Consider the following 21,499-nt stretch of genomic DNA (forward strand, 5'->3'; position numbering starts at 1 on the left):
CCATTCGTATCGATATGCGATATTCGATAGTCTATTTTCGTGTTTTCAGGTACAAATAGTCCCACGCCTGATTGACCTGACCGTGAGTTCGCCATGTCCGAAGAACGCAACAGCTTGCACAACCAATCCCTGGAAAAAGGCCTGTCGGTGCTCAAGGCATTCAGCGCCCAGCGCCGCAGCATGAGCCTCGCAGAGGTGGCCGAGGCGGCCGGGATGACCAAAAGCTCGGCCCAACGCATGGTGTTTACCCTCGAAAGCTTGGGTTACCTTCGGAAACACTCCCGCACCCGGCATTACCAACTCACCCCACGGGTATTGGAACTGGGCTTCAGTTACCTGGATGCGCATTCATTGATTGAGGTGGCCAACCCGTTTCTCTCCGAGTTGACGCGGCTGACCGGCGAAACCTCCTGCTTGACCGAACCGGCAGGCTACGACATGACCTACATCGCACGCTTCGTCAGTTCAGGCTTTGTGCCGGTGCATATGCCGATCGGCTCGCGGGTGCCGATGTATTGCACGGCGTCGGGGAGGGCGTATTTGAGCGCGCTGCCGGCGCAGGAGGCGTTGGGCTTGATCGAGCATAGCCAGCGTATTGCACACACCAGCCATACGTTGACGGATGTGGCCGCGATCATGGCATCGCTGGAACAGGTGAGGGAGCAGGGGTACGCGGTGAATACCCAGGAGTTGTTCCTCGGCGACATGACCATCGGCGCGCCCGTGTTGGGTGCCAATGGCCGCCCGGTAGCAGCGGTGCATGTGGTGGCGCCGACCAGTCGATGGAGCAGGGCGGACGCGGAGCGGCAGTTGGCGCCTGCGCTGTTGCAGTGTTCGCGGGCATTGAGTAATTCGGCGCGGAACCTGGAATAACCGGCAACGCAGATGCGGGAGAGGGCTTGTCCTAAAGCCTGTCAGTTAAGGACTCAGTGAGTGATTTTCTGCCCTGGCTGAGTACGCCGTATGATCCAGACCAGGCAATGATTATCAAAGGTGGGAGGGGGCTTGCCCCCGATGGCAATGTGTCAGCCAAGCTATCTTTGCTGATCCACCGCTATCGGGGGCAAGCCCCCTCCCACATTGCGTTCGGAACGCTATCGCCTATCAGGCCATTGCATCCCAGGCCCGATCACCGTGCTCGTCTTTGATCCGAGTCGGTAAGCCCATCACATCCAGCGCCTTCAGGAACGGTTCGGCCGGCAGTTCCTCGACGTTGGCCATGCGTTGCACGTCCCATTCGCCACGGGCTACCAGCAGCGCGGCGGCTACCGGTGGCACCCCGGCGGTGTAGGAGATGCCCTGGCTGTCGGTTTCGGCGAAGGCTTCTTCGTGGTCGGCGACGTTGTAGATGAACACCTCACGCGGCTGGCCGTCCTTGGTGCCTTTGACCAGGTCGCCGATGCAGGTCTTGCCGGTGTAGCCAGGGGCGAGCGAAGACGGGTCGGGCAGCACGGCCTTGACTACCTTCAACGGCACCACTTCCAGGCCTTCGGCGGTGGTGACCGGTTTTTCGGAGAGCAGGCCGAGGTTGTTCAGCACGGTGAACACGTTGATGTAGTGCTCGCCGAAGCTCATCCAGAAACGCACGTTGGGCACGTCGAGGTTCTTCGACAGCGAGTGCACTTCATCGTGGCCGGTCAGGTACAGATTCTGCGAACCGACCACAGGCAGGTCGTCGGTGCGTTTGACTTCGAACATGGTGTTGCTGGTCCACTGGCTGTTCTGCCAGCTCCACACCTGTCCGGTGAATTCGCGGAAGTTGATTTCCGGGTCGAAATTGGTGGCGAAGTACTTGCCATGGGAGCCGGCATTGACGTCGAGGATGTCGATCGAATCAATGCGGTCGAAATGCTGTTGCTGCGCCAGCGCGGCATACGCGTTGACGACACCCGGGTCGAAGCCCACGCCGAGAATGGCGGTGATGTTCTTCTGTTGGCACTCTTGCAGGTGGTTCCATTCGTAGTTGCCGTACCACGGCGGGGTCTCGCAGACCTTGCCCGGCTCTTCGTGGATGGCGGTGTCGAGGTATGCTACGCCCGTGTCGATGCAGGCACGCAGGACCGACATGTTGAGGAACGCGGAACCGACGTTGATGACGATCTGCGATTCGGTCTCGCGGATCAGGGCCTTGGTCGCTTCCACGTCCAGGGCGTTCAGCGCGAAGGCTTGGATATCGGCGGGAACCTTGAGGCTACCCTTGGCCTTGACGCTGTCGATGATGGCCTGGCATTTGGAGATGTTGCGCGACGCGATAGCAATACGACCGAGTTCGTCGTTGTGCTGCGCGCACTTGTGGGCCACCACCTTGGCGACACCTCCTGCACCAATGATAAGAACGTTCTTTTTCAATTGCTTTATCTCTCCTTTATCCGCCAGCTTACGAAAGGCTGGACAGGTAGTCGTCGTAACCAAATTCACGAACCACCTCGACTGTACCGTCGAGTTGTTTCACTACGATGGACGGCATTTTCAGGCCGTTGAACCAGTTTTTCTTGACCATGGTGTAGCCCGCGGTGTCGATGAACGACAGCCGATCGCCGATGGCCAGCGGACGATCGAATTGATATTCGCCGAAGATATCCCCGGCCAGGCAGGATTTGCCGCACACCATGTAGGTGTGTTCGCCTTCGCTTGGCGCCAGCTTGGCGTTCAGACGGTAGATCAGCAGGTCCAGCAGGTGGGCTTCGATGGAGCTGTCCACGACGGCGAGGTGTTTGCCGTTGTAGAGGGTGTCGAGCACGGTGACTTCCAGGGAGGCGCTGTTGGTGATCGCCGCTTCACCCGGTTCCAGGTAGACCTGCACGCCGTACTTCTCGGAGAACGCCTTCAAGCGTGCGCAGAATGCGTCCAGCGCATAGCCTTCGCCGGTGAAGTGGATGCCGCCGCCGAGGCTGACCCACTTGACCTTGTGCAGCAGCGCGCCGAAGCGTTCTTCGATGGTGCCGAGCATCTTGTCGAACAGGCTGAAATCGCCGTTCTCACAGTTGTTATGGAACATGAAGCCGCTGATCTGCTCGATCACGCCTTCGATCTTCACCGGGTCCCATTCACCCAGGCGGCTGAACGGACGCGCCGGGTCGGCCAGCAGGTAGTCGGAGCTGCTCACCTGCGGGTTGACTCGCAGGCCGCGGGTCTTGCCTTCGGAACGTTCGGCAAAACGCTGCAACTGGCTGATGGAGTTGAAGATGATCTTGTCGCAGTTCTCCAGCATCTCTTCGATTTCATCGTCGGCCCAGGCCACGCTGTAGGCGTGCGCCTCACCTTCGAACTTCTGGCGGCCGAGCTTCAACTCATACAGCGACGACGACGTGGTGCCATCCATGTATTGCTGCATCAGGTCGAACACCGACCAGGTCGCAAAGCACTTGAGCGCCAACAGCGCCTTGGCGCCGGACTGCTCGCGCACGTAGGCGATCTTCTGCATGTTGACCAGAAGCTTCTGTTTATCGATGAGGTAGTACGGCGTTTTGATCATTTTTCAGAGCCTGCGGCGGTGCCTGCCAAAAAAGGACACGCATTGTGCCCGCACTTGGAACAGATCGAAAGGTTAGTGGGCGGATTTTGCCGCCCCCGTTTAATCTGGCCTGCCAATATGACAGGCCGTCAGTATGATGGGCCCCTTCGATGATGGAACCGATTCAGGACGACGAGAGGTGAGAATGGATGCATGGACACTGCACTGGCTGGAAGCCTCGGGCTCCTTGGCCGAGTGTCGCCCCGAGGTGAGCGCGGCATTCGAAAGTGCTTACCGCGCGATTGCCGGCTGGATGCCGCCGCCGCGACTCGACGTACTGATCCAGCGTCTGCCCGGCGAAACCCTTGCCGAACTGGGTCTGGTCGGACGGGCCTACCGCAGCACGATGTTCTCCATGACCCTGGACCCCGACAACCCGTACTTTGCCCACAGCCTCCACAACGGCGCGCTGCAACGTCACATTGTGCACGAGGTGCATCACTGCCTGCGCATGGCCGGTCCCGGCTACGGCTGGACGTTGGGAGAAGCGCTGGTCAGCGAAGGGCTGGCGGGGCAGTTCGTGGCGCATCTGTTGGGCAGCGCAGCGGAACCCTGGGAGCGGGCGTTCAGCCTTGAAGCGCTGCAAACCGCGCCTGTGCCGATGGGTGAACTTGAGGCGCGGTATTACGACCATAGCGCCTGGTTTTTCGGCACTGGCGACAAGCCTCGGTGGTTGGGGTATGCGTTGGGGTATCAGATGGTCGGGCGTTGGCTGGCGTCGGTTGGCGAGCCAGGCGTGGAGGCGTGGCTCAATGTTTCGGCGCAAGAGGTGATGGCGGTAGCGCTCAAGGAGGGCTTGCTGAGTTGCTAATGGCCAGTATCTGATCATGAGCTATATTCGTGATCATCTAGAATAAAATGAGTTTGTTTCACGATCAGTGTCTGCCGACAATGCCTGCCATCACTTACGGCATTGGAGTTGCACGTCATGGCAGTCGCACATTCCCTCGGGTTTCCACGCATTGGACGCGATCGTGAATTGAAAAAAGCCCAGGAAGCATTCTGGAAGGGCGAACTCGACGAAGCCGGCCTGCTTGCCGTTGGCCGCGACCTGCGCAAGGCCCATTGGGATGTGCAGAAACAGGCGGGCATCGAGCTGTTGCCGGCCGGCGATTTTGCCTGGTACGACCAGGTGCTGACCCACTCGCTGATGTTCGGAGTGATCCCCGAGCGCTTTCGCCCTGCCGATGGCCAGGCCACGCTGCATACCCTGTTCGCCATGGCCCGGGGTGTCAGCGACAGTTGCTGCGGCGGTGCCCACGCCCAGGAAATGACCAAGTGGTTCGACACCAACTACCACTACCTTGTGCCTGAGTTCAGCGCCGACCAGCACTTCCACCTTGGCTGGGATCAGTTGTTCGATGAGGTCAAGGAAGCCCGCGAGCTGGGCCACAGCGTCAAGCCAGTGATCATTGGTCCGCTGACTTACCTGTGGCTGGGCAAAGCCAAGGGCGGCGAATTCGACAAGCTCGATTTACTCGACCGCCTGTTGCCCCTGTACGGCCAGATCTTCCAGCGCCTGGCCGAGTTGGGTGTGGAATGGGTACAGATCGACGAGCCAATCCTGGTGCTCGACCTGCCGCAGGCGTGGAAAAACGCTTTCGAACGCGCTTACAACCAAATCCAGCGCGACCCGCTGAAAAAACTGCTCGCCACCTACTTCGGTGGCCTGGAAGAAAACCTCGGCCTGGCCGCCAACCTGCCGGTGGACGGCCTGCACATCGACCTGGTACGTGCGCCGGAGCAATACCCGACCATCCTCGACCGTTTGCCGGCTTACAAAGTGTTGTCCCTGGGCGTGGTCAACGGCCGCAACGTCTGGCGCTGCGACTTGGAAAAAGCCCTGGCAACGTTGCAGCACGCCCACGAACGGCTTGGCGATCGGTTGTGGGTGGCGCCGTCGTGCTCGTTGCTGCACAGCCCGGTGGACCTTGGCCGTGAAGACCAACTTGATGCCGAGCTGAAAAGTTGGCTGGCATTTGCGGTACAGAAATGCGCCGAAGTGGCCGTGCTGGCCCAGGCAGTCGACCAACCCGACGCCGCCAACGTACGCGCCGCGCTCGCTGAAAGCCGCGCCGTGCAGGCCGCTCGCGCGGCGTCGCCACGTATCCATAAACCGGCGGTGCAGGCGCGCGTGGCGGCCATCACTGCCAGGGACAGCCAGCGCCAGTCGCCGTTTGCCCAGCGTATAGAGCAACAGCGCGCCGGCCTGAATCTACCACTGCTTCCCACGACCACCATCGGTTCATTCCCGCAGACCGCGTCGATTCGCCTGGCGCGTCAGTCCTACAAGCAAGGCAAGTTGAGTGAGGCCGAATACGTCGAAGCCATGCACAGTGAGATTCGTCACGCCGTCGAGGTGCAGGAACACCTCGGGCTGGACGTGCTGGTACACGGCGAAGCCGAACGTAACGACATGGTTGAGTATTTTGCCGAGCAGTTGGATGGCTATGCGTTCACCCGTTTTGGCTGGGTGCAGAGCTATGGTTCGCGTTGCGTGAAGCCGGCGGTGATTGTCGGCGATCTGAGCCGTCCGCACGCCATGACCGTCGAGTGGATCCGCTACGCTCAGGGCCTGACCCGCAAGGTAATGAAAGGCATGTTGACCGGCCCGGTGACCATGCTGATGTGGTCATTCCCGCGCGAAGACGTGAGCCGCGAAGCGCAGGCTCGGCAACTGGCCCTGGCGATTGGCGATGAAGTGCTGGACCTGGAAGCCGCGGGCATCCGCATCGTGCAGATTGACGAAGCGGCATTCCGTGAAGGCTTGCCGTTGCGTCAGGCGCAGTGGCAGTCCTACCTGGCTTGGGCCACCGAAGCGTTCCGCTTGTGTGCCGCTGGCGTGCGCGATGAAACCCAGATCCACACGCACATGTGCTACAGCGAGTTCAACGACGTGATCGAGTCCATCGCGGCCATGGATGCCGATGTGATTACCATCGAAACCTCACGTTCGGACATGGAACTGCTGGAGGCCTTCGAAGCCTTCGATTACCCCAACGAGATTGGCCCGGGCGTGTATGACATCCACTCGCCTCGCGTGCCGGATGCTTCGGAGATGGCCAACCTGCTGCGCAAGGCGGCTCGGCGCATCCCCGCCGAGCGGCTGTGGGTCAACCCCGATTGCGGCTTGAAAACGCGGGGTTGGGCGGAGACGGAGGCGGCGTTGATTCATATGGTCGCCGCCGCCCGCCAATTGCGTGCCGAGTTGGCTTGAATGGGGAGGGGGCTTGCCCCCGCCCAGATTTGTGTCGGATCAAAGGTACTTAAGCTCAAAGGTACTTAAGCCAGGCCAGGTCGCGGCGGCGATCCTTGAGCCTGGCGAACCAGCGCACGGGCGGGTAGAGCGCCAGGGGCAACATCAACGCCAGCAGCCACACTGCACCCACAGAGTCGAAGCCGAAGTAGTTGCCATGGTTGAGACCGAACAGCGCGACACAGGCGATATACAGCACCTTCAGCACATAAAGATGCAGCAGGTAAAAGAACATCGGCACCGACCCCATCACCGCCAACACCCCGATCCAGCGTCGATGCCCAGCGCGTTCAAACGCCAATAACAGCAGCAGGCCTATGCCCAGGGTCAACGCCAGAAACAACAGTGAAGGCGGGTACTTGGTCACATTGAAAAAACTCATCATTGTTTGCACGCCTGCGTCATACGCCTGCCACGGCTTTTCGCCGTAGCCGTTGATGGTGCGCAACACCACAAAACCCACCAGCGCACTCACGCCCGCCAGTCGCAGATAACGCTGACGGGTGCCGGGCGGCGTGGCATTGGCAAACCACGGTCCCAGGCCGTAACCCAGGGCAATCACGCCGATCCACGGCAACACCGGGTAGGTGACGCGCAGGCGCAGGTTGTCGCTGACATCGATCCAACTGCGCTCATGCAGAATCGACCATAGGGTTTGCAGCGCCGACCCTGGCGCAAAGTGCACACCATCGAGCAGGTTGTGCCCGGCGATAAGCAGCAGCGCGAACACGATCAACAGCGGGCGCGGCAACCACACCAGCGCGCCGAGGGCGAGCATGCTTACGCCGATGGCCCAGATCACCTGCAGGTAGATCACGCTGGGCGGCAGTTGGAAGGTCCAGGCGAAGTTGACCAAGGTGAATTCCAACGCCACCAGAAACAGCCCGCGCTTGAACAGAAACGCGGACACGTCGTGCCGTCCCTGGTACTTCTGACCGTACAACCACGCCGACAGCCCGGTCAGCAACACAAACACCGGCGCGCACAGGTGGGCGAGGGTACGGCTGATAAACAGCGCCGGCTCAGTGCTGTCGATGTTCATGGGGTCGCCGACCTGGCGGTGCAGTAAGAAGGTCTCGCGTACATGGTCGAGCAACATAAATAGAATCACCAAGCCGCGCAGGGCGTCGATGGAGAGCAGGCGTTGGCGCAGGGGAGGGGCGTCGGTCATGGGCTAGGGTCGCAGGGTAGAGATAAGCGGAGTGTTATCCTATAACATTCAGGTGCGCAGCGTCCTGCTTCTGATACCTTCTGCGGTATTCGCTCAACCCTCACTGGAGGCCGCCACCGTGACCCTGCATGACGCAACAGCCAGCCATACTCCCCACAGCGTTGTTGATTTTTGGAAAACCGCGGGCCCCAAACGCTGGTTCGCCAAGAACGACACCTTCGATGCCACATTCCGCGACAGGTTCTACGCGACCCATCTGCAAGCCGCTCGTCGCGAGCTGGAGGGCTGGCTCGATTCGGCGGAAGGTGCGCTGGCCTTGCTGATCCTGCTCGATCAATTCCCGCGCAATGCCTTTCGCGGCACGGCGCATATGTTCGCCACCGACCCGCTGGCACGGCTATATGCAGAGCGTCTGCTCGACGCCGGCCTGGATCAGCAGGTAGAGCCGGCCCTGCGGGCATTCTGCTACTTGCCGTTTGAACACTCCGAAGACCCTGCCGACCAGCAACGCTCCCTGGACCTCAACCAGCACCTGGACGCAAGCACCTATCACTGGGCCAAGGAACACGCGCGCATCATCGAGCGTTTTGGGCGTTTCCCCCATCGCAATGCCGTGTTGGCGCGGGTCACTACCGCGGAGGAACAGACGTTTCTGGACGCAGGAGGTTTTGCCGGCTAAGTGCTATTCCTGCCGGGAATGCCCCCATAAAAAGCCTGCATTGTCTTTATCGTCGCCGATCTCGTAGCGTGGGCTTTATTTCAAGGAGATCGCCATGCACCACGAACCGCTGCGTCTTTATGTCGATTCGCTCTACACCAGTCCGTACGCCATGTCGGTGTTCGTCGCCCTGCGGGAAAAAGGCCTGGCTTTTGACACCATTCCCGTGGACCTGGACGCTGCGCAGAACCAGGCAGCCGATTACACCCGGTTGTCGCTGACGCAACGGGTGCCGACCCTGGTTGAGGGTGACTTTGCATTATCGGAGTCTTCCGCGATCACGGAGTATCTGGATCAGGTCTACCCGCACACGCCGGTGTACCCGACCGACCCAAAGCAGCGGGCCAAGGCGCGCCAAGTGCAGGCATGGTTGCGCAGCGATTTACTGCCGATTCGCCAGGAGCGCTCGACGCTGGTGGTGTTTTGCGGGCAGAAGATGCCGCCGTTGTCGCCGGTGGCCGAAGCGGCCGCGGCCAAACTGATCGCGGCGGCCCAGGCGCTGCTGGCGGGTAATCCGGATTATCTATTCGGCCAGTGGTCGATCGCCGATGTAGACTTGGCAGTGATGCTCAACCGCTTGATCCTCAACGGTGACCCGATGCCTGCCGAGCTGGTGGCGTATGCGCAGCGCCAATGGCAACGCCCATCGGTACAGGCGTGGGTCAATCAGCAACGTCCGGCGCTGTAGCCGGTTCGGTCAACTGCGCGGCACGCCGGTCGAGGTCTTCCCAATCGGCCATGCCCAGCACCCGCGTGGTGTTCAAACCGCGCAGGTAACCGCGCAGTTGGTGGGCGCTGGCCTGGAAACGGTCGGCGTCCACCGTCTTATCCTGCAGCACCTGCTCGTACTCGGCCAGGTAATCGGCGACCCGATCGCGAAACTCCGGCAGGACGGCTTCGCGGATGCGGTCGAAGGTTTTCTGGTGGGGCTTCATGGAATAGTCCTTACAGTTTTATCGGTGCACTATCGGTTCAGATAATAGTCACCATCACGTAACGCAAGTTCTGTTTTTGCCGCATAAGCGCAAAATTGCCCCATCGACACGCCGTTCAGGGAAATGCGCGATGAGGACTTTAATTCAACTGTGTTCAATGTTGCTGATGCTCGGCGCTGCCTTGCTCACCAACCCCGCAATCGCCGGCGATCTGCGTACAGGCCATTTGCTACCGATCGACGCTAGCGTAGACTCTCTGCAGCCTACGCAGTCGGTGGGTGTTTTGCTGAGCGACTACACCCGCGACAACCTCAGCTACCTTGAACGCTACCACGACATGGCCTTGAATGGCGCCAAGGATGCCCTCGACTCACGCATCCGTGCGGCGTTCGTTAATAGTTCCGACCCGGAGCTGGCCATGGACTGGTTGATGCATTCGCTGCAGGGCAGTTTTGTCTCGGTCACCGTTTACGACACTCTGGACGCCTTGGTACAAGCCCATCCCGATGTGGTGGTGATGCTCGACACCCATAATCAGTTGCTCACACCGCGCAATGACCAGGTCCAAGCGCGGTTTGTGGCGCGGTTCTATGACGCCAACCTGCAATACATCGCCAAAGCCGAAGGCTCGGTGCAGCGGCAAGTGCCGTCGGTGTGGGTGCGTGACAAGGCTGCACCGGAGATTGCCGCGCAGATCGAACAGCAGCGCGATGTGCAGCTCGATGCCCTCAAGCAGTTCGACGCGTCGCTCAAGGCCCTGATTCGTGCGGGTTGATATGAACTTTTATTGTTATCGTCAGGATTTTTTCATGCGCTCTTTTTTCGTACCGGCCACGGCCTTCGCTTCTGTATTACTGGCCGGATGCGTTTCCGCACCCAACACCCCGAGCTTGACCTTGCAGACCACCAAGGCGCCTGAAAGCTATATGCAGTGCGTGCTGCCCAAGCTGGAAAAACACGGCATCTCTTCCACGGTCACGCAAAATTCCCGTCACGCCAAAGTGGTGTTGACCAGCAAGATTGCTGCCGACGATGTGCTGGAAGCCTATAAGGCCGGGGAGGGCGCCAAGGTGTTTTTGTATGAGCGCAAGCCGCTGGCATCGACCATTACCCCGTCGCGGCTGGAGATAGCGGCCAAGGAATGCCAATAACCCGATGACGGCGATGAGAGGGGCTTGGCCCCTCTCACCAAGGGCGATTTACGGTTTGGCTTCGTCAGCGAAGTGGCCCACCGTTTTGATCAGCCCCTGAGCAGCCAACGCCACCAACTCCCCACCTTTTTCCACCGTCGCCAGTGCCGGGTCCGAGCCCATGCGGCCATCGGGGAAGCGCGCGCGGAAGTCCAGGGCTTCGCGGATTGGCCCGGTGTTGGCAATTTGTGGCGAGTACTCGGCCGTCTTGATTGCGTCCGGATAGGCCCATTGGGTCACCGCAATTTCCGACGGTGTGGCGTGGCTGCCATGGCCGACCGGGAACTGACGCTGGGCCAGCTCGTTGACGCCCTCCAGATCCCACCAGTTCACCAGTTTCAGCGCGAACCCGGCCGGGCGCCGCGCAAAGCTGGCTTCAGCGTACAGCTCGGAAAAGGCCGCTTCGATGGTAGCGATATTGCCGCCATGGCCGTTCAAGAACAGGATCTTCTCGAAACCATGCCCGGCCAGCGAACGCACCCAGTCGCCAATCGCAGCGATAAAAGTGGAAGGGCGCAGCGAGATGGTGCCGGGAAACCCCAGGTGGTGCTGGGCCATACCGATATTGAACGTGGGGCCGATCAGCAGATCGGCGTGCCGTTGCGCTTCATGGGCGATGATTTCCGGGCACATCCAGTCGGTGCCCAGCAGGCCGGTGGGGCCGTGTTGCTCGTTGGAACCGATGGGCACCACCACCGTGCGGCTGCGCTGTAGAAACTGCTCGATCTCGATCCAGGTGGACTTATGTAGAAGCATTGAGTGCTCTCTCTAATCGGTGGGGACAGGCTAACCGCCACGGATTGTACGACTACTGGCCACCTGCTGGGGTTTGCAATTGAGGTAGGTCGAGGACTTCAACCAGCGCTGGTCGGGATACCACGAAAACATGAACTGCCCGTCCTTGAGCTTGTCCACCACTTGACGCGCCACTTGCGGGCGGACGGCCGGGCAACCCTGGCTGCGACCGATACGGCCTTCGCGCTTGCTCCACAGCGGGCTGACGTAGTCGGCGGCATGAATCACAATGGCGCGGTCGCGGGCTGAGTCATTGAAGCCCGGCTCCAGGCCATCCATGCGCAGCGAATAGCCGTGGGTGCCCAGGTAACTCTCCTGAGTGCGGAACAGGCCCAGGCTGGATTGATGGCTGCCTTCAAGGTTGGAGAACTGCGTGGCGAAGTTTTCCCCGGACTTGGCGCCGTGGGCCACCAGGTCGCGCAGCAGCAGGGTTTTCTTGCGCAGGTCGAAGATCCACAGGCGACGGGCGGTCGAAGGTTGGGAATAATCGATCACGGCCAGGCGTTCGGAACGTTCTTCGCCATTATTGACCGCGCATTGCACAGCGTTCAGGGCGCTTTTGAGCACAGTGGGATTGAGTTCTGGAGCCGAGCGCGCCAGGCTGCTATACAAGGAAGGAACGTTGCCGTCGGCGGCGAGCACAGATGTACTCAACACAGCCAGGCTTGCGGTGATCAGGCCGAGGCGGCACATAAAAGTCAGCATCTACAGTACTTCCCCCACTGTGGATTGGAGCTAAGGCATTGTTCAAAAAACACGCATGTTACTTGAGCATTTGCTTGCTCGTTGCACCACTGGTCGCCACGGCCGAAGCGCTGCCCGTTGAACCCTTGCCGGTGACCACGCCGGCGCCGATCGACCTGGCCCCCGTGCAACAGGCGCTGGCACAGTTGCCCAGTGTCTGCCCTGGCCTGGCGCCGCAGATCGACGCCGCCGCGCAACTGCGTTTGCAAGCCTTTTATCAGCAGCAGGGCGATGTCGCGTTGTGGTCCGACGAAGCCCGTCGCCAAGCCTTGCATGCCCAACTGCAACTGCTCGCCGACGACGGCCTGGACCCTTCCCACTATAGCCTGCCAACCGTAGATGCCACGGCCAACGTGCTGTGCAGCGATATCGACAGCAGCCGCCACTATCTGCAAGCCCTACAGGATTTGCACTACGGGCGCTTGCAGCAATCGCGCTTCGAGCCGCTGTGGCACGCGCAGCCGCCGAGCGGCGATCCGAATGCCGAGGTGTTGGCCTTCGCTGCATTGGGCCTGCACGACATGGCGCAAGCCTTCGACCAAGCGCGTCCCAGCGCCGACCTCTACCGCAGCCTGCGCAATGCCTACGCCAGCGTGCGTCAGCAACCCTTGCCCCATTGGGACCCGGTGGGCAGCGGCCCGTTGTTGCGCCCTGGCATGGAAGACGCGCGAGTACCGGAGCTGGCACGGCGTCTCTTTAGTGGCGGCTACCTGGCCGCTGAACCCAAGGGGGGCGGCAAGCAGTACCGCGCGGAACTGGTAGACGCGGTCAAAGCCTTTCAGCTCAGCCATTCATTGCAGGCCGATGGCGTGATCGGCGCCGGCACCGTGGCCGAACTCAATATCAGCCCGGCGGTACGGCGCGAGCAGTTGCGCATCAACCTCGAACGCTTCCGCTGGCTGGCCCAGGACCTGGAACCCGAAGGCGTGCTGGTCAACGTCGCTGCTGCGCAACTGAGCGTGTACCAGAGCGGCATCCCCGTGTGGCAAACCCGTCTGCAGGTGGGGCGCGCCGAGCGCCAGACACCGTTGCTCAAGTCGCGCATCACCCGCTTGACCCTCAACCCCACTTGGACCATCCCGCCCACTATCATGCGCGAGGACAAGCTCCCGGCCATTCGCCTCAACCCCGAATACCTGCGCCAGCAGAACCTGCAAGTGCTCGATGCCGAAGGCCACCCGCTGACGCCGGACCAGATCGACTGGGCGCGCCCCGGCAATATCCTGCTGCGCCAGGAAGCCGGTCCGCGCAATCCGCTGGGCAAAATCGTGATGCGCTTTCCCAATCCCTACTCGGTGTACCTGCACGACACCCCCAGCCAGCCGCTGTTCACCAAGGGCCCGCGCGCGTTCAGCTCCGGCTGCGTGCGGGTTGAACAACCGTTGCTGCTGCGCGACCTGCTGGTCAGTCCTGCCGAGCGCGCTCGCACCGACGAACTGCTGGCCACCGGCGTGACCCACGAATTCCGCCTGGCCACTCCCGTGCCGGTGCTGTTGAGTTACTGGACCGTGGAAGTGGATCGTCAAGGCGGGCTGGTGTACGCGCCGGATATCTACGGGCGCGACCCGGTGCTGATGAAGGCGATGGGCAGCGTGCTCTGATACAGGGCCGCTTCGCGCCCTCGCGCGGGCGGTGCGACGATTCCACAAGCCCGCTCGCCACCTAAAAGCTCACGGCAAAAGCGTGCTTAGGGTGGCTTTATGGGGTGAGCGGACTTGCCCCGCGCTGGGTGGCGCAGCAGCCCCAAAAACACCAGCGCGATTCCACTTATCGCCCCAGATGAGCGAGCAGCCTTTCAACCGCCTCGGCTGCCGATAGGTTCGCCGTGTCAACGCTCAATGGCGCCTGCGCCCAGGCTTCGTACTCATGGGCCATCACCGACCGCCAGGTGGGTGGCGTCAGGCCGGGGATATCCCCCGTACGGCATTCAACCCGGCGTTGATGTTCTTGTCGGTCAGAGCAAATCACCTGTACGTCCACTAACTCGACGCCCGCCGCCAGGGCTACCGTTTGCCAAGCGGCGCGGCTTTCCCGCACGGGGTTGACACCGTCCGCGATCACACAATGGCCCAAGCGCAGATTGCTCAACGCCACGGCATTGGCCACACCGTAACCGCTGCTGCCCACATCGCCCGCCAGCACCCCGGCATCGCGAATGGCCTGCTCGATCACATCGATCCGCAGGTGAACCGCGTTGAGCCGCCGCGCCAGTTCATAGGCCAGGGTGGTCTTGCCGGTGCCGGGCAATCCGCTGAAGACGATAAGCATGGTTCGGTCCTTCGATAGGTCAAGGCGGCGGCTTCAGGGTATCCTCAGGTTCCCTCTGCGGTCGACCTCAGGACAGCCCGTGACTCTACCTTTCGTGAAAATGCACGCCCTGGGTGATGACTTCATCATCATCGACCGCCGGGGTCTGGACGACCCCATTACCGCGCAGATCGCTCGGCGTTTGGGCAATCGTCATACCGGCATCGGCTTCAATCAACTGGCCGTGCTGCTGGACTGCGATGACGCCGCCGCACGCGTCAAATTCTGGAATGCCAATGGCACGGCCTTGCAAGCCTGCGGCAGTGCGACGCGAGGGGTGGCCGACCGTTTGATGCATGAAGCCGGCAGTGACTCGATTGTGCTGCGGACCGATCGCGGCTTGCTCACTTGCACGCGCGAGGCAGGGCGGCGGGTGTCGGTAAGCATGGGGCCGCCGTCGCTGGAGTGGGCAGCAGTACCGTTGGCCGAAGCCCTGGACACCCTTGACTTACCGCTCGAAGGGCGCCCGGCGGCGTGCAGCATGGGCAACCCGCATTGCACGTTTTTCGTGGCGGATATCCTCGCCGTCGACCCGGCCGTTGCGGGTCCGGAGCTGGAGCAGCATCCATTATTCCCGGCGGGAACCAACGTACATTTCGTCCAGGTGCTCAACCGTGGCCACATCCGCCTGCGTATCTGGGAGCGCGGCGGCGGCGTGCCGTTGGGCTCGGGAACGTGTTGTTGTGCGGCAGTGGTCAATGGTATCCGCCGTGGTTTGCTGGACAGCAGGGTGCAGGTGCAATGCGATGGCGGCACGGTCAGGGTGGATTGGGACGGGAGAGGCGCAGTGGTGTTGACCGGCAGTGTCGAGCCGGTCATGCAGGGCAACGCCTACGTGTTCTGAAACGTCACCGTAAACGTAGTGCCGGCGGTCGCGCAGGAACTTACCGTCACATCGCCGCCATGCACCTTGGCCAATTCGCGCACGATGTACAAACCCAGGCCTACGCTGCGCACATCACTGCCTTGGTCGGTGCCGCGGGTCATCGGTTCGAACAGCCCGGCCAGCAAGACTTGAGGGATCGGCGCGCCGTGGTTATGCACGGATACCGCGCCTGCGCCATTGTCCAGGCACGAGGTGATGGTGATGGGCTGCTGTAGATCGCCATAGGCCACGCTGTTGGCCACCAGGTTGCCGATGATTTGCTGCACGCGGTCGGCGTCCAGGCACGTCTCGCCCGCGCCTTCGGTGCAATGCACCAGGGTGGCCTTGGGGAAGGCCACACGCAGTTCATCCACCGCGCGATGAATCACGTTGTGCAGGTCCAGTGGCGCGGCTTTGATCACGATGCCGTGGCCGACCCGCGCCTGGGTGAAATCCAGCAGGTCGGCGATCATGCGCTGGGCGCGTTCTGAGGATTGGCCGATATGCCCCAACAGCTGACGCTCCTTGGCGGTGCGCTCGTTGCGGCTGAGAAAGTCCGAGGCCATGCGAATCGCGGTCAGCGGGTTTTTCAGGTCGTGGCTGACGATCGCCATCATTTGTTCGGCGAACACCGCACGTCGCTGGGAGATAGCGTAGGCCTGCTTCAGCTCCGCCTGGGCATTCTGCAAAGCCAGTTCGGTGGAGGTTTTTTCCTGCAGCAACGCTTCGGCCAGGTTGCGGGCGTTCAGCAGTTCGCGTTCGTATTTGTCGCGGTCGGTGGTGCCGAACAGCGCCAGGTCGTAGACCACCTCATCGGCCTGCTGGCGTTTATTGCCGTTGAGCAGCACCGTCACCTTGTGGCCATCGCGGTGCAGGATGTCCAGTTTCACTTCGGTGACGCTGCCGTGCATGCGCAGCATAGGGGCCAGATGGGTCTGGTGGAAAATTCGCCCACCCATGGTCAGCAGGTCCTGAAACCTGCGCGTGCACAGCTCGGCAATACTGAACCCCAGCCAATCGCCGAACCGCGCATTGGCCTTGAGGATCGTGCCGTCTTCGCCGGTAACGGCCAGGGCACACGCGGCGCTGTCGAATAACTCAGCCGGCACGGGTCGCCGTCCACGGCGCCAGGAAACCCTGCATGGCCGCCGCGCACGCTTGGGGGGCGCTCATATGCGGGCAGTGGCCGACGTTGTCCACCAGGCAGTACGTGCTGTTGGGCATCACGCTGTGCAGGTACTTGCCCACCGCCACCGGGGCGATCAGGTCATCGCTCGATTGCAGGATCAACACCGGGGTGGTCAGGCCGATCACGTCCTGGCGGTTGTCCGAGGTGAACGTCACCCGTGCGAAGTGCTTGGCGATATCCGGCTCGGTGCGGCAAAAGCTGTCGGTCAGGGTGTCGCTGAGTGCCGGTTGCCCCGGCGCGCCCATGATCACCGGGGCCATGGCGCTGGACCAGCCCAGGTAGTTGCTGTCGAGGGTGTCGAGCAGCTCATCGATATCGCTGCGCTTGAAACCGCCCACGTAACCGTCCGTATCGATATAGCGCGGCGACGGGCCGATCATCACATGGGCCGCGATACGCCCTGGCGCCAGGCGGTCGGCGAGGGTGCCGATCATTGCACTGACCGAATGCCCGACCAGAATCACCGGGCCCTCGGCATAGGCGTCGATAATCTCGTTCAAGTCGTGGGCGTAGCCGTCCAGCGTGCCGTACTTGGTCTTGTCGAACGCGCTCAGGTCCGACAGGCCCGCGCCCACCAAGTCATAGAGCACTACGCGAAAGTGCTCTAGAAACGGTGGCGCCAAGTCGTTCCACATGGCCTGGTTGCAGCCGAAACCGTGGGAGAACACCAGGGTCGAGGTCCCGTTGCCCATGACGTTGACGTTGTTGCGGTGACGTAGATCCATGGGCATCTCAAGATTATGGCGTATCGCTATTGGCGGCCAGTTTAGATAGTCAAGCGCTTTGGGTCACGCGTTATAGCGCCGATGGGGTAAAGTCGGCGTCTTCAGGAAGAAACCTCAGGTAACAAATATGATGCGTCGGTTGCGGCAAACACTTTTGAGTCTGCTGGTGCTTGTGTGTGCCAGCCTGTTGCTGACCGTTCGCGCCGAGACTTCTCCCATCGGCGTCGCCTTGGACCAGCGGGTGATCGACCTGACCGATACCTTGGACGCCGCTACTACCGCCCGCCTCAAGCAACAATTGGCTGACTTGGAACAGCGCAAAGGCGCGCAAGTCGCCGTGCTGTTGGTGCCCACCCTAGGCGGCGCGGACCTTGAGGACTATACCAATCAACTGTTCCGCGCCTGGAAGCTGGGGCGCAAGGACGTTAACGACGGCATCCTGTTGCTGGTGGCCAAGGACGATCGCAAGGTGCGCATCGAAGTGGGCTACGGCCTTGAAGGCACGGTCACCGACCTGCTGGCGCACCGCATCATCGCGGAACATATCACCCCGGCTTTTCGCCAGGGCGACTATGCAGGAGGGATACAACAAGCGGTCGATGACCTGATCACATTAGTGGATGGCGGCGATCTGCCGGCGGTCGCCGGTTCGGCCATCGCGCCCGGCGCTATCGCAGTGTTGCTGGCATTTATCCTCGGCGCCATCGCTGGTGTGCTGCTCGCGGCGCGCAAGGTAGGTTGGCGCGCTGCGCTGATCGCCACACTGGTGATTACCGTCGGATTGGCGATCTTTGCCGGTGGCCGCGAATGGCCTATGTACCTGCTGGTGGTGCCGCTGACCCTGTTGATCGGCGGCGCGACGTTCGGTGCATTGTGGCTGGCGCGCGCAGCCTTCTACGCTGTGATAGGGCTGTTGACCTATATCCTCGGGGTGGTGATAGCGAACCGGTTTGTGGACCTCAGTTATGTCCATTGGCTGGCGTGGCCGCTGGGTGGCCTGGTGGTCCTGGGGTTGTACGTCCTGCTGTTTCTGCTGATCAAGGCTTCCTGGAAGAACAGCCCGCGCGGGTTCCTGCTGCGATTGTTTGCGGTGGCGGCGATCTACGCAGCGGCGGGGCTGCTGCTGGGGCACGGCGCCCAGGGCTGGCTGATCGCGGTGCCGATCGCATCGTTTCTGGCGCTGTTTGTGTTTATCCAAAGCAGCGCGGGGACCGGGTCGGGTGGCGGGTCAAGCTCCAGCAGCTCCAGTTCGAGTTCAAGTTCCAGCAGCAGTTCATCCGGTGGTGGCGGTTCCAGCGGCGGTGGCGGGGCGTCGGGGAGTTGGTGAAGTCACGCCAGCGTTCACAGGGTCTTGGACAAGAACACCCGGCTACTGCCGACGGGGTCACACGGGATCTCGCCAAACCGCACCCACCCGTGTTTTTCGTAGAACCCCGGCGCCTGGAAACTGAGGGTATACAGCACCGCCTGCCGGCAGCCTCGGCGCCGGGCTTCATCCTCGAAAGCGTGCAGCAACTGTCGGCCCAACCCGGCACCGCGCAGTGAGTCGGGCAGGTGAAACAGATCGAGGAACGCCATGCCGAGGGTGGTTTTACCGCTGATGCCGCCAAGGATTTGCTGGGTGTCCGGATCTTTGATCAACAGCGTGAGCGGCACGCGGTCGTTGTAACCGGTGATGGCCTCGTTGAACGCGGCCAGACCGCCACCCAGAATGCGCTCGGCTTCGGGGTTGGGTTGGTCGCTGATTTCAATGCGCGGTGCGGTCATCATCGATCCTCCCTGGATTACAGCGCCATCACCATCTCATGCCACGCCATCCCGCCGTGATCCGAAGGCGATGGCCGTACATAGGTGTAACCCATGCGCGTATACAGCGGCACGTGCTGCTCTTTGCACATCAAATGAATCGTCTGTTTGCCCATGACGCGCATGTGCTGCACGAACTCGGTCATCAGCACGTTGGAATAGCCGTGGCCCTGATGTGCCGGGTCGACCACCACCGACATGATCACCACATTCGGCGCCTCGGGCGCATGGCCAACCAACTCCTTGAACGCCTCGTCCGACATCACCACCTGATGGGCGCAGCCGCTGTTGATAAACCCCACCACCTCGCCATCCGCCTCCAGGATCAGAAAGCCCTGGGGGTACTGCGCAATGCGCGTGGCGATCTTTTCCAGCGTCGCGGCTTCGTCGCCTTCGTAGGCGGCGATTTCGATTGCATAGCAGCGAGCGGCATCAGTGGGGAGGGCGTTGCGCAGGGTTAGGGCAGGCATGGGTGTTTCCTGGGACATTGAGCGAAAGGCCACATCATAGCGGCCTCGCTGGGCCTCTGCGCTGAACAGGGCTCAAAAAATGGGAAGGGGCTTGTTCGCGTCAAGCATGGTAACGGATACTTTTTCGACGATTTTGGCCATGGTCGTCGACGTCAAGCAGGCAGTGTGAAACCTGACGGTAACCGAGATACCAATGTGGGAGGGGGCTTGCCCCCGATGGCGGCGTGTCGGTCAGCGCATCTATCACTGAACCCGCGCCGCATACCATTGGCGAAACCAGGCTTACCAACTACGCACGGATAGCGACCGTTATTCATTCACCCGAGCGGGTATGAATACGTATGAAGGAAGGACCTCATGCTGGAAATAAAATGCGCCACCCTCAACGATGCCGATGCCGCGTTTGACATCCGCCGCGAAGCCATCCGCAGCCAATGCGTCGGCGCCTACACCGCTGAACAAATGGCACTCTGGACGCGTGGCAACGCTGAGGACGGCTACAGCGCACTGATGGACAGATCGTTTTATCTGGGCTGGTTCAACGACGAGCCTGTCGCCACCGGCATGCTTGACCTGGACAACAACGAAATCGGTGCGCTGTTCGTGTTGCCCGCTTTCACCGGGCGTGGCTATGGCAAGGCGATGCTGGATCACCTTGAAAGTCTCGCGCGGGAACTGTCGATTGAAGAGGTGGTGCTGGATGCGACGTTGAACGCCGCGAGTTTCTATCGAGCATGTGGTTATGTCGGGGATGAACAGGCCATTTACCACTCACCGTCGGGGTTGCAGTTGGCGTGTATCCCGATGAAGAAGCGGGTTGGCCGAACCGATGGCCTGATGAGCGAGGGCCATAGGTTTGTTACGCAATAATTGGCTCCGCTCGTCACTCGCCACGGCTCGTCAATTTCAGCCGATGTTATAGCCCCGGCGTTTTTTTACCATTTGATCGCGCCGGCAGGCCTTAGGAGAATCTGCATGAACCTCTACATCGCAGGCTACGAGGGACTGACCATCGACGCATTCATTGCACGACTCAAGCAGGCCGGGATCGACAGAGTGCTGGATGTGCGTGAATACCCGTTATCGCGGAAAAAAGGTTTTTCCAAAAATGCCTTTGCCCGGGATCTGGCCGCACAGGGGATCGCTTATGAGCATAATCGGTCGCTCGGCTGCCCAAAGCCCATACGCAAGCAGTACAAGGAAGACGGTGATTGGACAACCTATGCGCGCGAGTTCAGGGCTTATATCCGCACCCAAGGCACGGTGTTGAACGAGCTGGTTTGCAATGCAGCCCAGCAGCGGATTTGTATGGTCTGTTATGAGGCGGACGCCCGTTTTTGCCACCGCAGTTTGATCGCTGAAGCCGCGCTGGAATTGAAGCCCTCGCTCGACATTCAACACCTACCCTTCAAAACAACGCTATTTGATGATCGTCTTCTTTCTGTGGCTTAGGCGGATAAATCAGGCTCACGATCAACCACTGGTTGATTGCAGCTTGTCAATTTCCTCCGAAGTCCATGCTTGCGAGGCTGATTTCTGAATGCGAAGTGCGGTGACGCGTGCAGGTTTGATCAGGCCTAGCGTGACGTTATGCTCAGCCCTGGCTTTATCCAAGGCGTCAAAATTCTCATAAATTTTCAGCCTGTCCAGCAACACCCGCCGCTCGCACCAATCACCTGCGGGCAAAACTCTCCCCGCACAAATGCTGTCCACACCGATCAATATCCGAACTTTGCGTTTCATGCGGGCCATATCCAGACGTCTTATTTGAACTGTATCCAGAGACCGGAAAACTGCCAGATAGACGTGTAACC

General features: G+C 60.9%; 24 protein-coding genes. 12 read left to right on the top strand and 12 right to left on the bottom strand.

Features of this window, described 5'->3' with window-relative positions; genetic code table 11:
* The first annotated feature begins 93 nt into the window (after window positions 1–93).
* The gene (locus QRN41_RS16315; RefSeq protein WP_034098552.1) at window positions 94–873 is read left to right on the top strand and encodes an IclR family transcriptional regulator; all 780 of its coding nucleotides are present in this window, start codon (window positions 94–96) and stop codon (window positions 871–873) included.
* A gap of 231 nt (window positions 874–1,104) precedes the next feature.
* On the opposite strand, the gene QRN41_RS16320 is transcribed toward QRN41_RS16315, so the two are convergent.
* Window positions 1,105–2,349, bottom strand: a complete 1,245-nt coding sequence (locus QRN41_RS16320) for a saccharopine dehydrogenase family protein (protein ID WP_034098551.1) — start codon at window positions 2,347–2,349, stop codon at window positions 1,105–1,107.
* Window positions 2,350–2,377: 28 nt separating this feature from the next.
* Window positions 2,378–3,475: a carboxynorspermidine decarboxylase gene (locus QRN41_RS16325; RefSeq protein ID WP_034098549.1), complete on the bottom strand. Its 1,098-nt coding sequence runs from the start codon at window positions 3,473–3,475 to the stop codon at window positions 2,378–2,380.
* Between the two features lie 184 nt (window positions 3,476–3,659).
* Here QRN41_RS16325 and QRN41_RS16330 point away from each other — a divergent pair, with 184 nt between their 5' ends.
* Both QRN41_RS16330 and metE read left to right on the top strand, forming a co-directional pair.
* The gene (locus tag QRN41_RS16330; protein ID WP_285421839.1) at window positions 3,660–4,325 is read left to right on the top strand and encodes a DUF2268 domain-containing putative Zn-dependent protease; all 666 of its coding nucleotides are present in this window, start codon (window positions 3,660–3,662) and stop codon (window positions 4,323–4,325) included.
* A gap of 117 nt (window positions 4,326–4,442) precedes the next feature.
* Entirely contained in the window at window positions 4,443–6,731 is a 2,289-nt protein-coding gene (gene metE / locus QRN41_RS16335) for a 5-methyltetrahydropteroyltriglutamate--homocysteine S-methyltransferase (protein ID WP_285421840.1), read from the top strand.
* 55 nt (window positions 6,732–6,786) lie between these two features.
* Here metE and QRN41_RS16340 read toward each other — a convergent pair whose 3' ends face one another.
* Entirely contained in the window at window positions 6,787–7,941 is a 1,155-nt protein-coding gene (locus QRN41_RS16340) for an acetyltransferase domain-containing protein (protein ID WP_167417450.1), read from the bottom strand.
* 124 nt (window positions 7,942–8,065) lie between these two features.
* On the opposite strand from QRN41_RS16340, the gene QRN41_RS16345 reads away from it, so the two are divergent.
* Both QRN41_RS16345 and yfcF read left to right on the top strand, forming a co-directional pair.
* On the top strand, window positions 8,066–8,620 hold the full coding sequence (locus QRN41_RS16345) for a DUF924 family protein (RefSeq protein ID WP_034114329.1): 555 nt from the start codon (window positions 8,066–8,068) through the stop codon (window positions 8,618–8,620).
* Window positions 8,621–8,714: 94 nt separating this feature from the next.
* Window positions 8,715–9,347: a glutathione transferase gene (gene yfcF / locus QRN41_RS16350; protein WP_167417451.1), complete on the top strand. Its 633-nt coding sequence runs from the start codon at window positions 8,715–8,717 to the stop codon at window positions 9,345–9,347.
* Here the strand turns inward: yfcF and QRN41_RS16355 are convergent.
* Entirely contained in the window at window positions 9,322–9,594 is a 273-nt protein-coding gene (locus QRN41_RS16355; protein WP_034098540.1) for a hypothetical protein, read from the bottom strand. The two genes, yfcF and QRN41_RS16355, sit on opposite strands and share 26 nt — an antisense overlap.
* Window positions 9,595–9,724: 130 nt before the next feature.
* On the opposite strand from QRN41_RS16355, the gene QRN41_RS16360 reads away from it, so the two are divergent.
* The gene (locus tag QRN41_RS16360; protein WP_167417452.1) at window positions 9,725–10,369 is read left to right on the top strand and encodes an ATPase; all 645 of its coding nucleotides are present in this window, start codon (window positions 9,725–9,727) and stop codon (window positions 10,367–10,369) included.
* Window positions 10,370–10,403: 34 nt separating this feature from the next.
* Window positions 10,404–10,745: a hypothetical protein gene (locus QRN41_RS16365; RefSeq protein WP_094065920.1), complete on the top strand. Its 342-nt coding sequence runs from the start codon at window positions 10,404–10,406 to the stop codon at window positions 10,743–10,745.
* Between the two features lie 48 nt (window positions 10,746–10,793).
* Here the strand turns inward: QRN41_RS16365 and QRN41_RS16370 are convergent, their stop codons facing one another.
* Window positions 10,794–11,540, bottom strand: a complete 747-nt coding sequence (locus tag QRN41_RS16370) for a creatininase family protein (RefSeq protein ID WP_094065921.1) — start codon at window positions 11,538–11,540, stop codon at window positions 10,794–10,796.
* 30 nt (window positions 11,541–11,570) lie between these two features.
* Window positions 11,571–12,284, bottom strand: a complete 714-nt coding sequence (locus QRN41_RS16375) for a murein L,D-transpeptidase catalytic domain family protein (protein ID WP_034098532.1) — start codon at window positions 12,282–12,284, stop codon at window positions 11,571–11,573.
* 38 nt (window positions 12,285–12,322) lie between these two features.
* On the opposite strand from QRN41_RS16375, the gene QRN41_RS16380 reads away from it, so the two are divergent.
* A complete protein-coding gene (locus tag QRN41_RS16380) occupies window positions 12,323–13,924 on the top strand; it encodes a L,D-transpeptidase family protein (RefSeq protein WP_167417453.1) in 1,602 nt (533 codons plus the stop codon).
* Window positions 13,925–14,090: 166 nt separating this feature from the next.
* On the opposite strand, the gene QRN41_RS16385 is transcribed toward QRN41_RS16380, so the two are convergent.
* Window positions 14,091–14,591 carry a P-loop nucleotide/nucleoside kinase family protein gene (locus tag QRN41_RS16385; RefSeq protein ID WP_167417454.1) on the bottom strand — a complete coding sequence of 167 codons (501 nt, stop codon included), beginning with the start codon at window positions 14,589–14,591 and terminating at the stop codon, window positions 14,091–14,093.
* Between the two features lie 79 nt (window positions 14,592–14,670).
* Here QRN41_RS16385 and dapF point away from each other — a divergent pair, with 79 nt between their 5' ends.
* Window positions 14,671–15,474, top strand: a complete 804-nt coding sequence (gene dapF / locus QRN41_RS16390; RefSeq protein WP_167417455.1) for a diaminopimelate epimerase — start codon at window positions 14,671–14,673, stop codon at window positions 15,472–15,474.
* Here dapF and QRN41_RS16395 read toward each other — a convergent pair.
* Both QRN41_RS16395 and QRN41_RS16400 read right to left on the bottom strand, forming a co-directional pair.
* A complete protein-coding gene (locus QRN41_RS16395; RefSeq protein ID WP_285421841.1) occupies window positions 15,462–16,604 on the bottom strand; it encodes a PAS domain-containing sensor histidine kinase in 1,143 nt (380 codons plus the stop codon). The genes dapF and QRN41_RS16395 overlap by 13 nt on opposite strands.
* Window positions 16,594–17,409: an alpha/beta fold hydrolase gene (locus QRN41_RS16400; RefSeq protein ID WP_285421842.1), complete on the bottom strand. Its 816-nt coding sequence runs from the start codon at window positions 17,407–17,409 to the stop codon at window positions 16,594–16,596. Before QRN41_RS16400 ends, QRN41_RS16395 begins: the two co-directional genes overlap by 11 nt.
* 127 nt (window positions 17,410–17,536) lie before the next feature.
* Between QRN41_RS16400 and QRN41_RS16405 the strand changes: the two genes are divergently transcribed.
* On the top strand, window positions 17,537–18,736 hold the full coding sequence (locus QRN41_RS16405) for a TPM domain-containing protein (RefSeq protein ID WP_285421843.1): 1,200 nt from the start codon (window positions 17,537–17,539) through the stop codon (window positions 18,734–18,736).
* Window positions 18,737–18,750: 14 nt separating this feature from the next.
* Here QRN41_RS16405 and QRN41_RS16410 read toward each other — a convergent pair whose 3' ends face one another.
* Entirely contained in the window at window positions 18,751–19,176 is a 426-nt protein-coding gene (locus tag QRN41_RS16410) for a GNAT family N-acetyltransferase (RefSeq protein WP_034099831.1), read from the bottom strand.
* A gap of 17 nt (window positions 19,177–19,193) precedes the next feature.
* Entirely contained in the window at window positions 19,194–19,685 is a 492-nt protein-coding gene (locus QRN41_RS16415) for a GNAT family N-acetyltransferase (protein ID WP_167417459.1), read from the bottom strand.
* Window positions 19,686–20,042: 357 nt separating this feature from the next.
* Here QRN41_RS16415 and QRN41_RS16420 point away from each other — a divergent pair, with 357 nt between their 5' ends.
* On the top strand, window positions 20,043–20,555 hold the full coding sequence (locus tag QRN41_RS16420) for a GNAT family N-acetyltransferase (RefSeq protein ID WP_285421844.1): 513 nt from the start codon (window positions 20,043–20,045) through the stop codon (window positions 20,553–20,555).
* Window positions 20,556–20,660: 105 nt separating this feature from the next.
* A complete protein-coding gene (locus QRN41_RS16425) occupies window positions 20,661–21,137 on the top strand; it encodes a DUF488 domain-containing protein (protein WP_285421845.1) in 477 nt (158 codons plus the stop codon).
* A gap of 21 nt (window positions 21,138–21,158) precedes the next feature.
* Here QRN41_RS16425 and QRN41_RS16430 read toward each other — a convergent pair whose 3' ends face one another.
* Window positions 21,159–21,428, bottom strand: a complete 270-nt coding sequence (locus QRN41_RS16430) for a hypothetical protein (protein WP_034098514.1) — start codon at window positions 21,426–21,428, stop codon at window positions 21,159–21,161.
* Between the last annotated feature and the right edge of the window lie 71 nt (window positions 21,429–21,499).

Origin of the sequence: Pseudomonas sp. efr-133-TYG-23 (assembly GCF_030209215.1) — a bacterium.
Lineage (GTDB): Bacteria > Pseudomonadota > Gammaproteobacteria > Pseudomonadales > Pseudomonadaceae > Aquipseudomonas > Aquipseudomonas rhodesiae.

Coding starts and splice junctions, on each gene's coding strand:
- QRN41_RS16325 (WP_034098549.1), bottom strand. CDS start 3,475: ATGATCAAAACGCCGTACTACCTCATCGATAAACAGAAGCTTCTGGTC.
- QRN41_RS16405 (WP_285421843.1), top strand. CDS start 17,537: ATGATGCGTCGGTTGCGGCAAACACTTTTGAGTCTGCTGGTGCTTGTG.
- QRN41_RS16370 (WP_094065921.1), bottom strand. CDS start 11,540: ATGCTTCTACATAAGTCCACCTGGATCGAGATCGAGCAGTTTCTACAG.
- QRN41_RS16420 (WP_285421844.1), top strand. CDS start 20,043: ATGCTGGAAATAAAATGCGCCACCCTCAACGATGCCGATGCCGCGTTT.
- QRN41_RS16355 (WP_034098540.1), bottom strand. CDS start 9,594: ATGAAGCCCCACCAGAAAACCTTCGACCGCATCCGCGAAGCCGTCCTG.
- metE (WP_285421840.1), top strand. CDS start 4,443: ATGGCAGTCGCACATTCCCTCGGGTTTCCACGCATTGGACGCGATCGT.
- QRN41_RS16430 (WP_034098514.1), bottom strand. CDS start 21,428: ATGAAACGCAAAGTTCGGATATTGATCGGTGTGGACAGCATTTGTGCG.
- QRN41_RS16365 (WP_094065920.1), top strand. CDS start 10,404: ATGCGCTCTTTTTTCGTACCGGCCACGGCCTTCGCTTCTGTATTACTG.
- QRN41_RS16415 (WP_167417459.1), bottom strand. CDS start 19,685: ATGCCTGCCCTAACCCTGCGCAACGCCCTCCCCACTGATGCCGCTCGC.
- QRN41_RS16340 (WP_167417450.1), bottom strand. CDS start 7,941: ATGACCGACGCCCCTCCCCTGCGCCAACGCCTGCTCTCCATCGACGCC.
- QRN41_RS16410 (WP_034099831.1), bottom strand. CDS start 19,176: ATGACCGCACCGCGCATTGAAATCAGCGACCAACCCAACCCCGAAGCC.
- QRN41_RS16375 (WP_034098532.1), bottom strand. CDS start 12,284: ATGCTGACTTTTATGTGCCGCCTCGGCCTGATCACCGCAAGCCTGGCT.
- QRN41_RS16315 (WP_034098552.1), top strand. CDS start 94: ATGTCCGAAGAACGCAACAGCTTGCACAACCAATCCCTGGAAAAAGGC.
- QRN41_RS16360 (WP_167417452.1), top strand. CDS start 9,725: ATGAGGACTTTAATTCAACTGTGTTCAATGTTGCTGATGCTCGGCGCT.
- QRN41_RS16400 (WP_285421842.1), bottom strand. CDS start 17,409: ATGGATCTACGTCACCGCAACAACGTCAACGTCATGGGCAACGGGACC.
- QRN41_RS16330 (WP_285421839.1), top strand. CDS start 3,660: ATGGATGCATGGACACTGCACTGGCTGGAAGCCTCGGGCTCCTTGGCC.
- QRN41_RS16425 (WP_285421845.1), top strand. CDS start 20,661: ATGAACCTCTACATCGCAGGCTACGAGGGACTGACCATCGACGCATTC.
- yfcF (WP_167417451.1), top strand. CDS start 8,715: ATGCACCACGAACCGCTGCGTCTTTATGTCGATTCGCTCTACACCAGT.
- QRN41_RS16385 (WP_167417454.1), bottom strand. CDS start 14,591: ATGCTTATCGTCTTCAGCGGATTGCCCGGCACCGGCAAGACCACCCTG.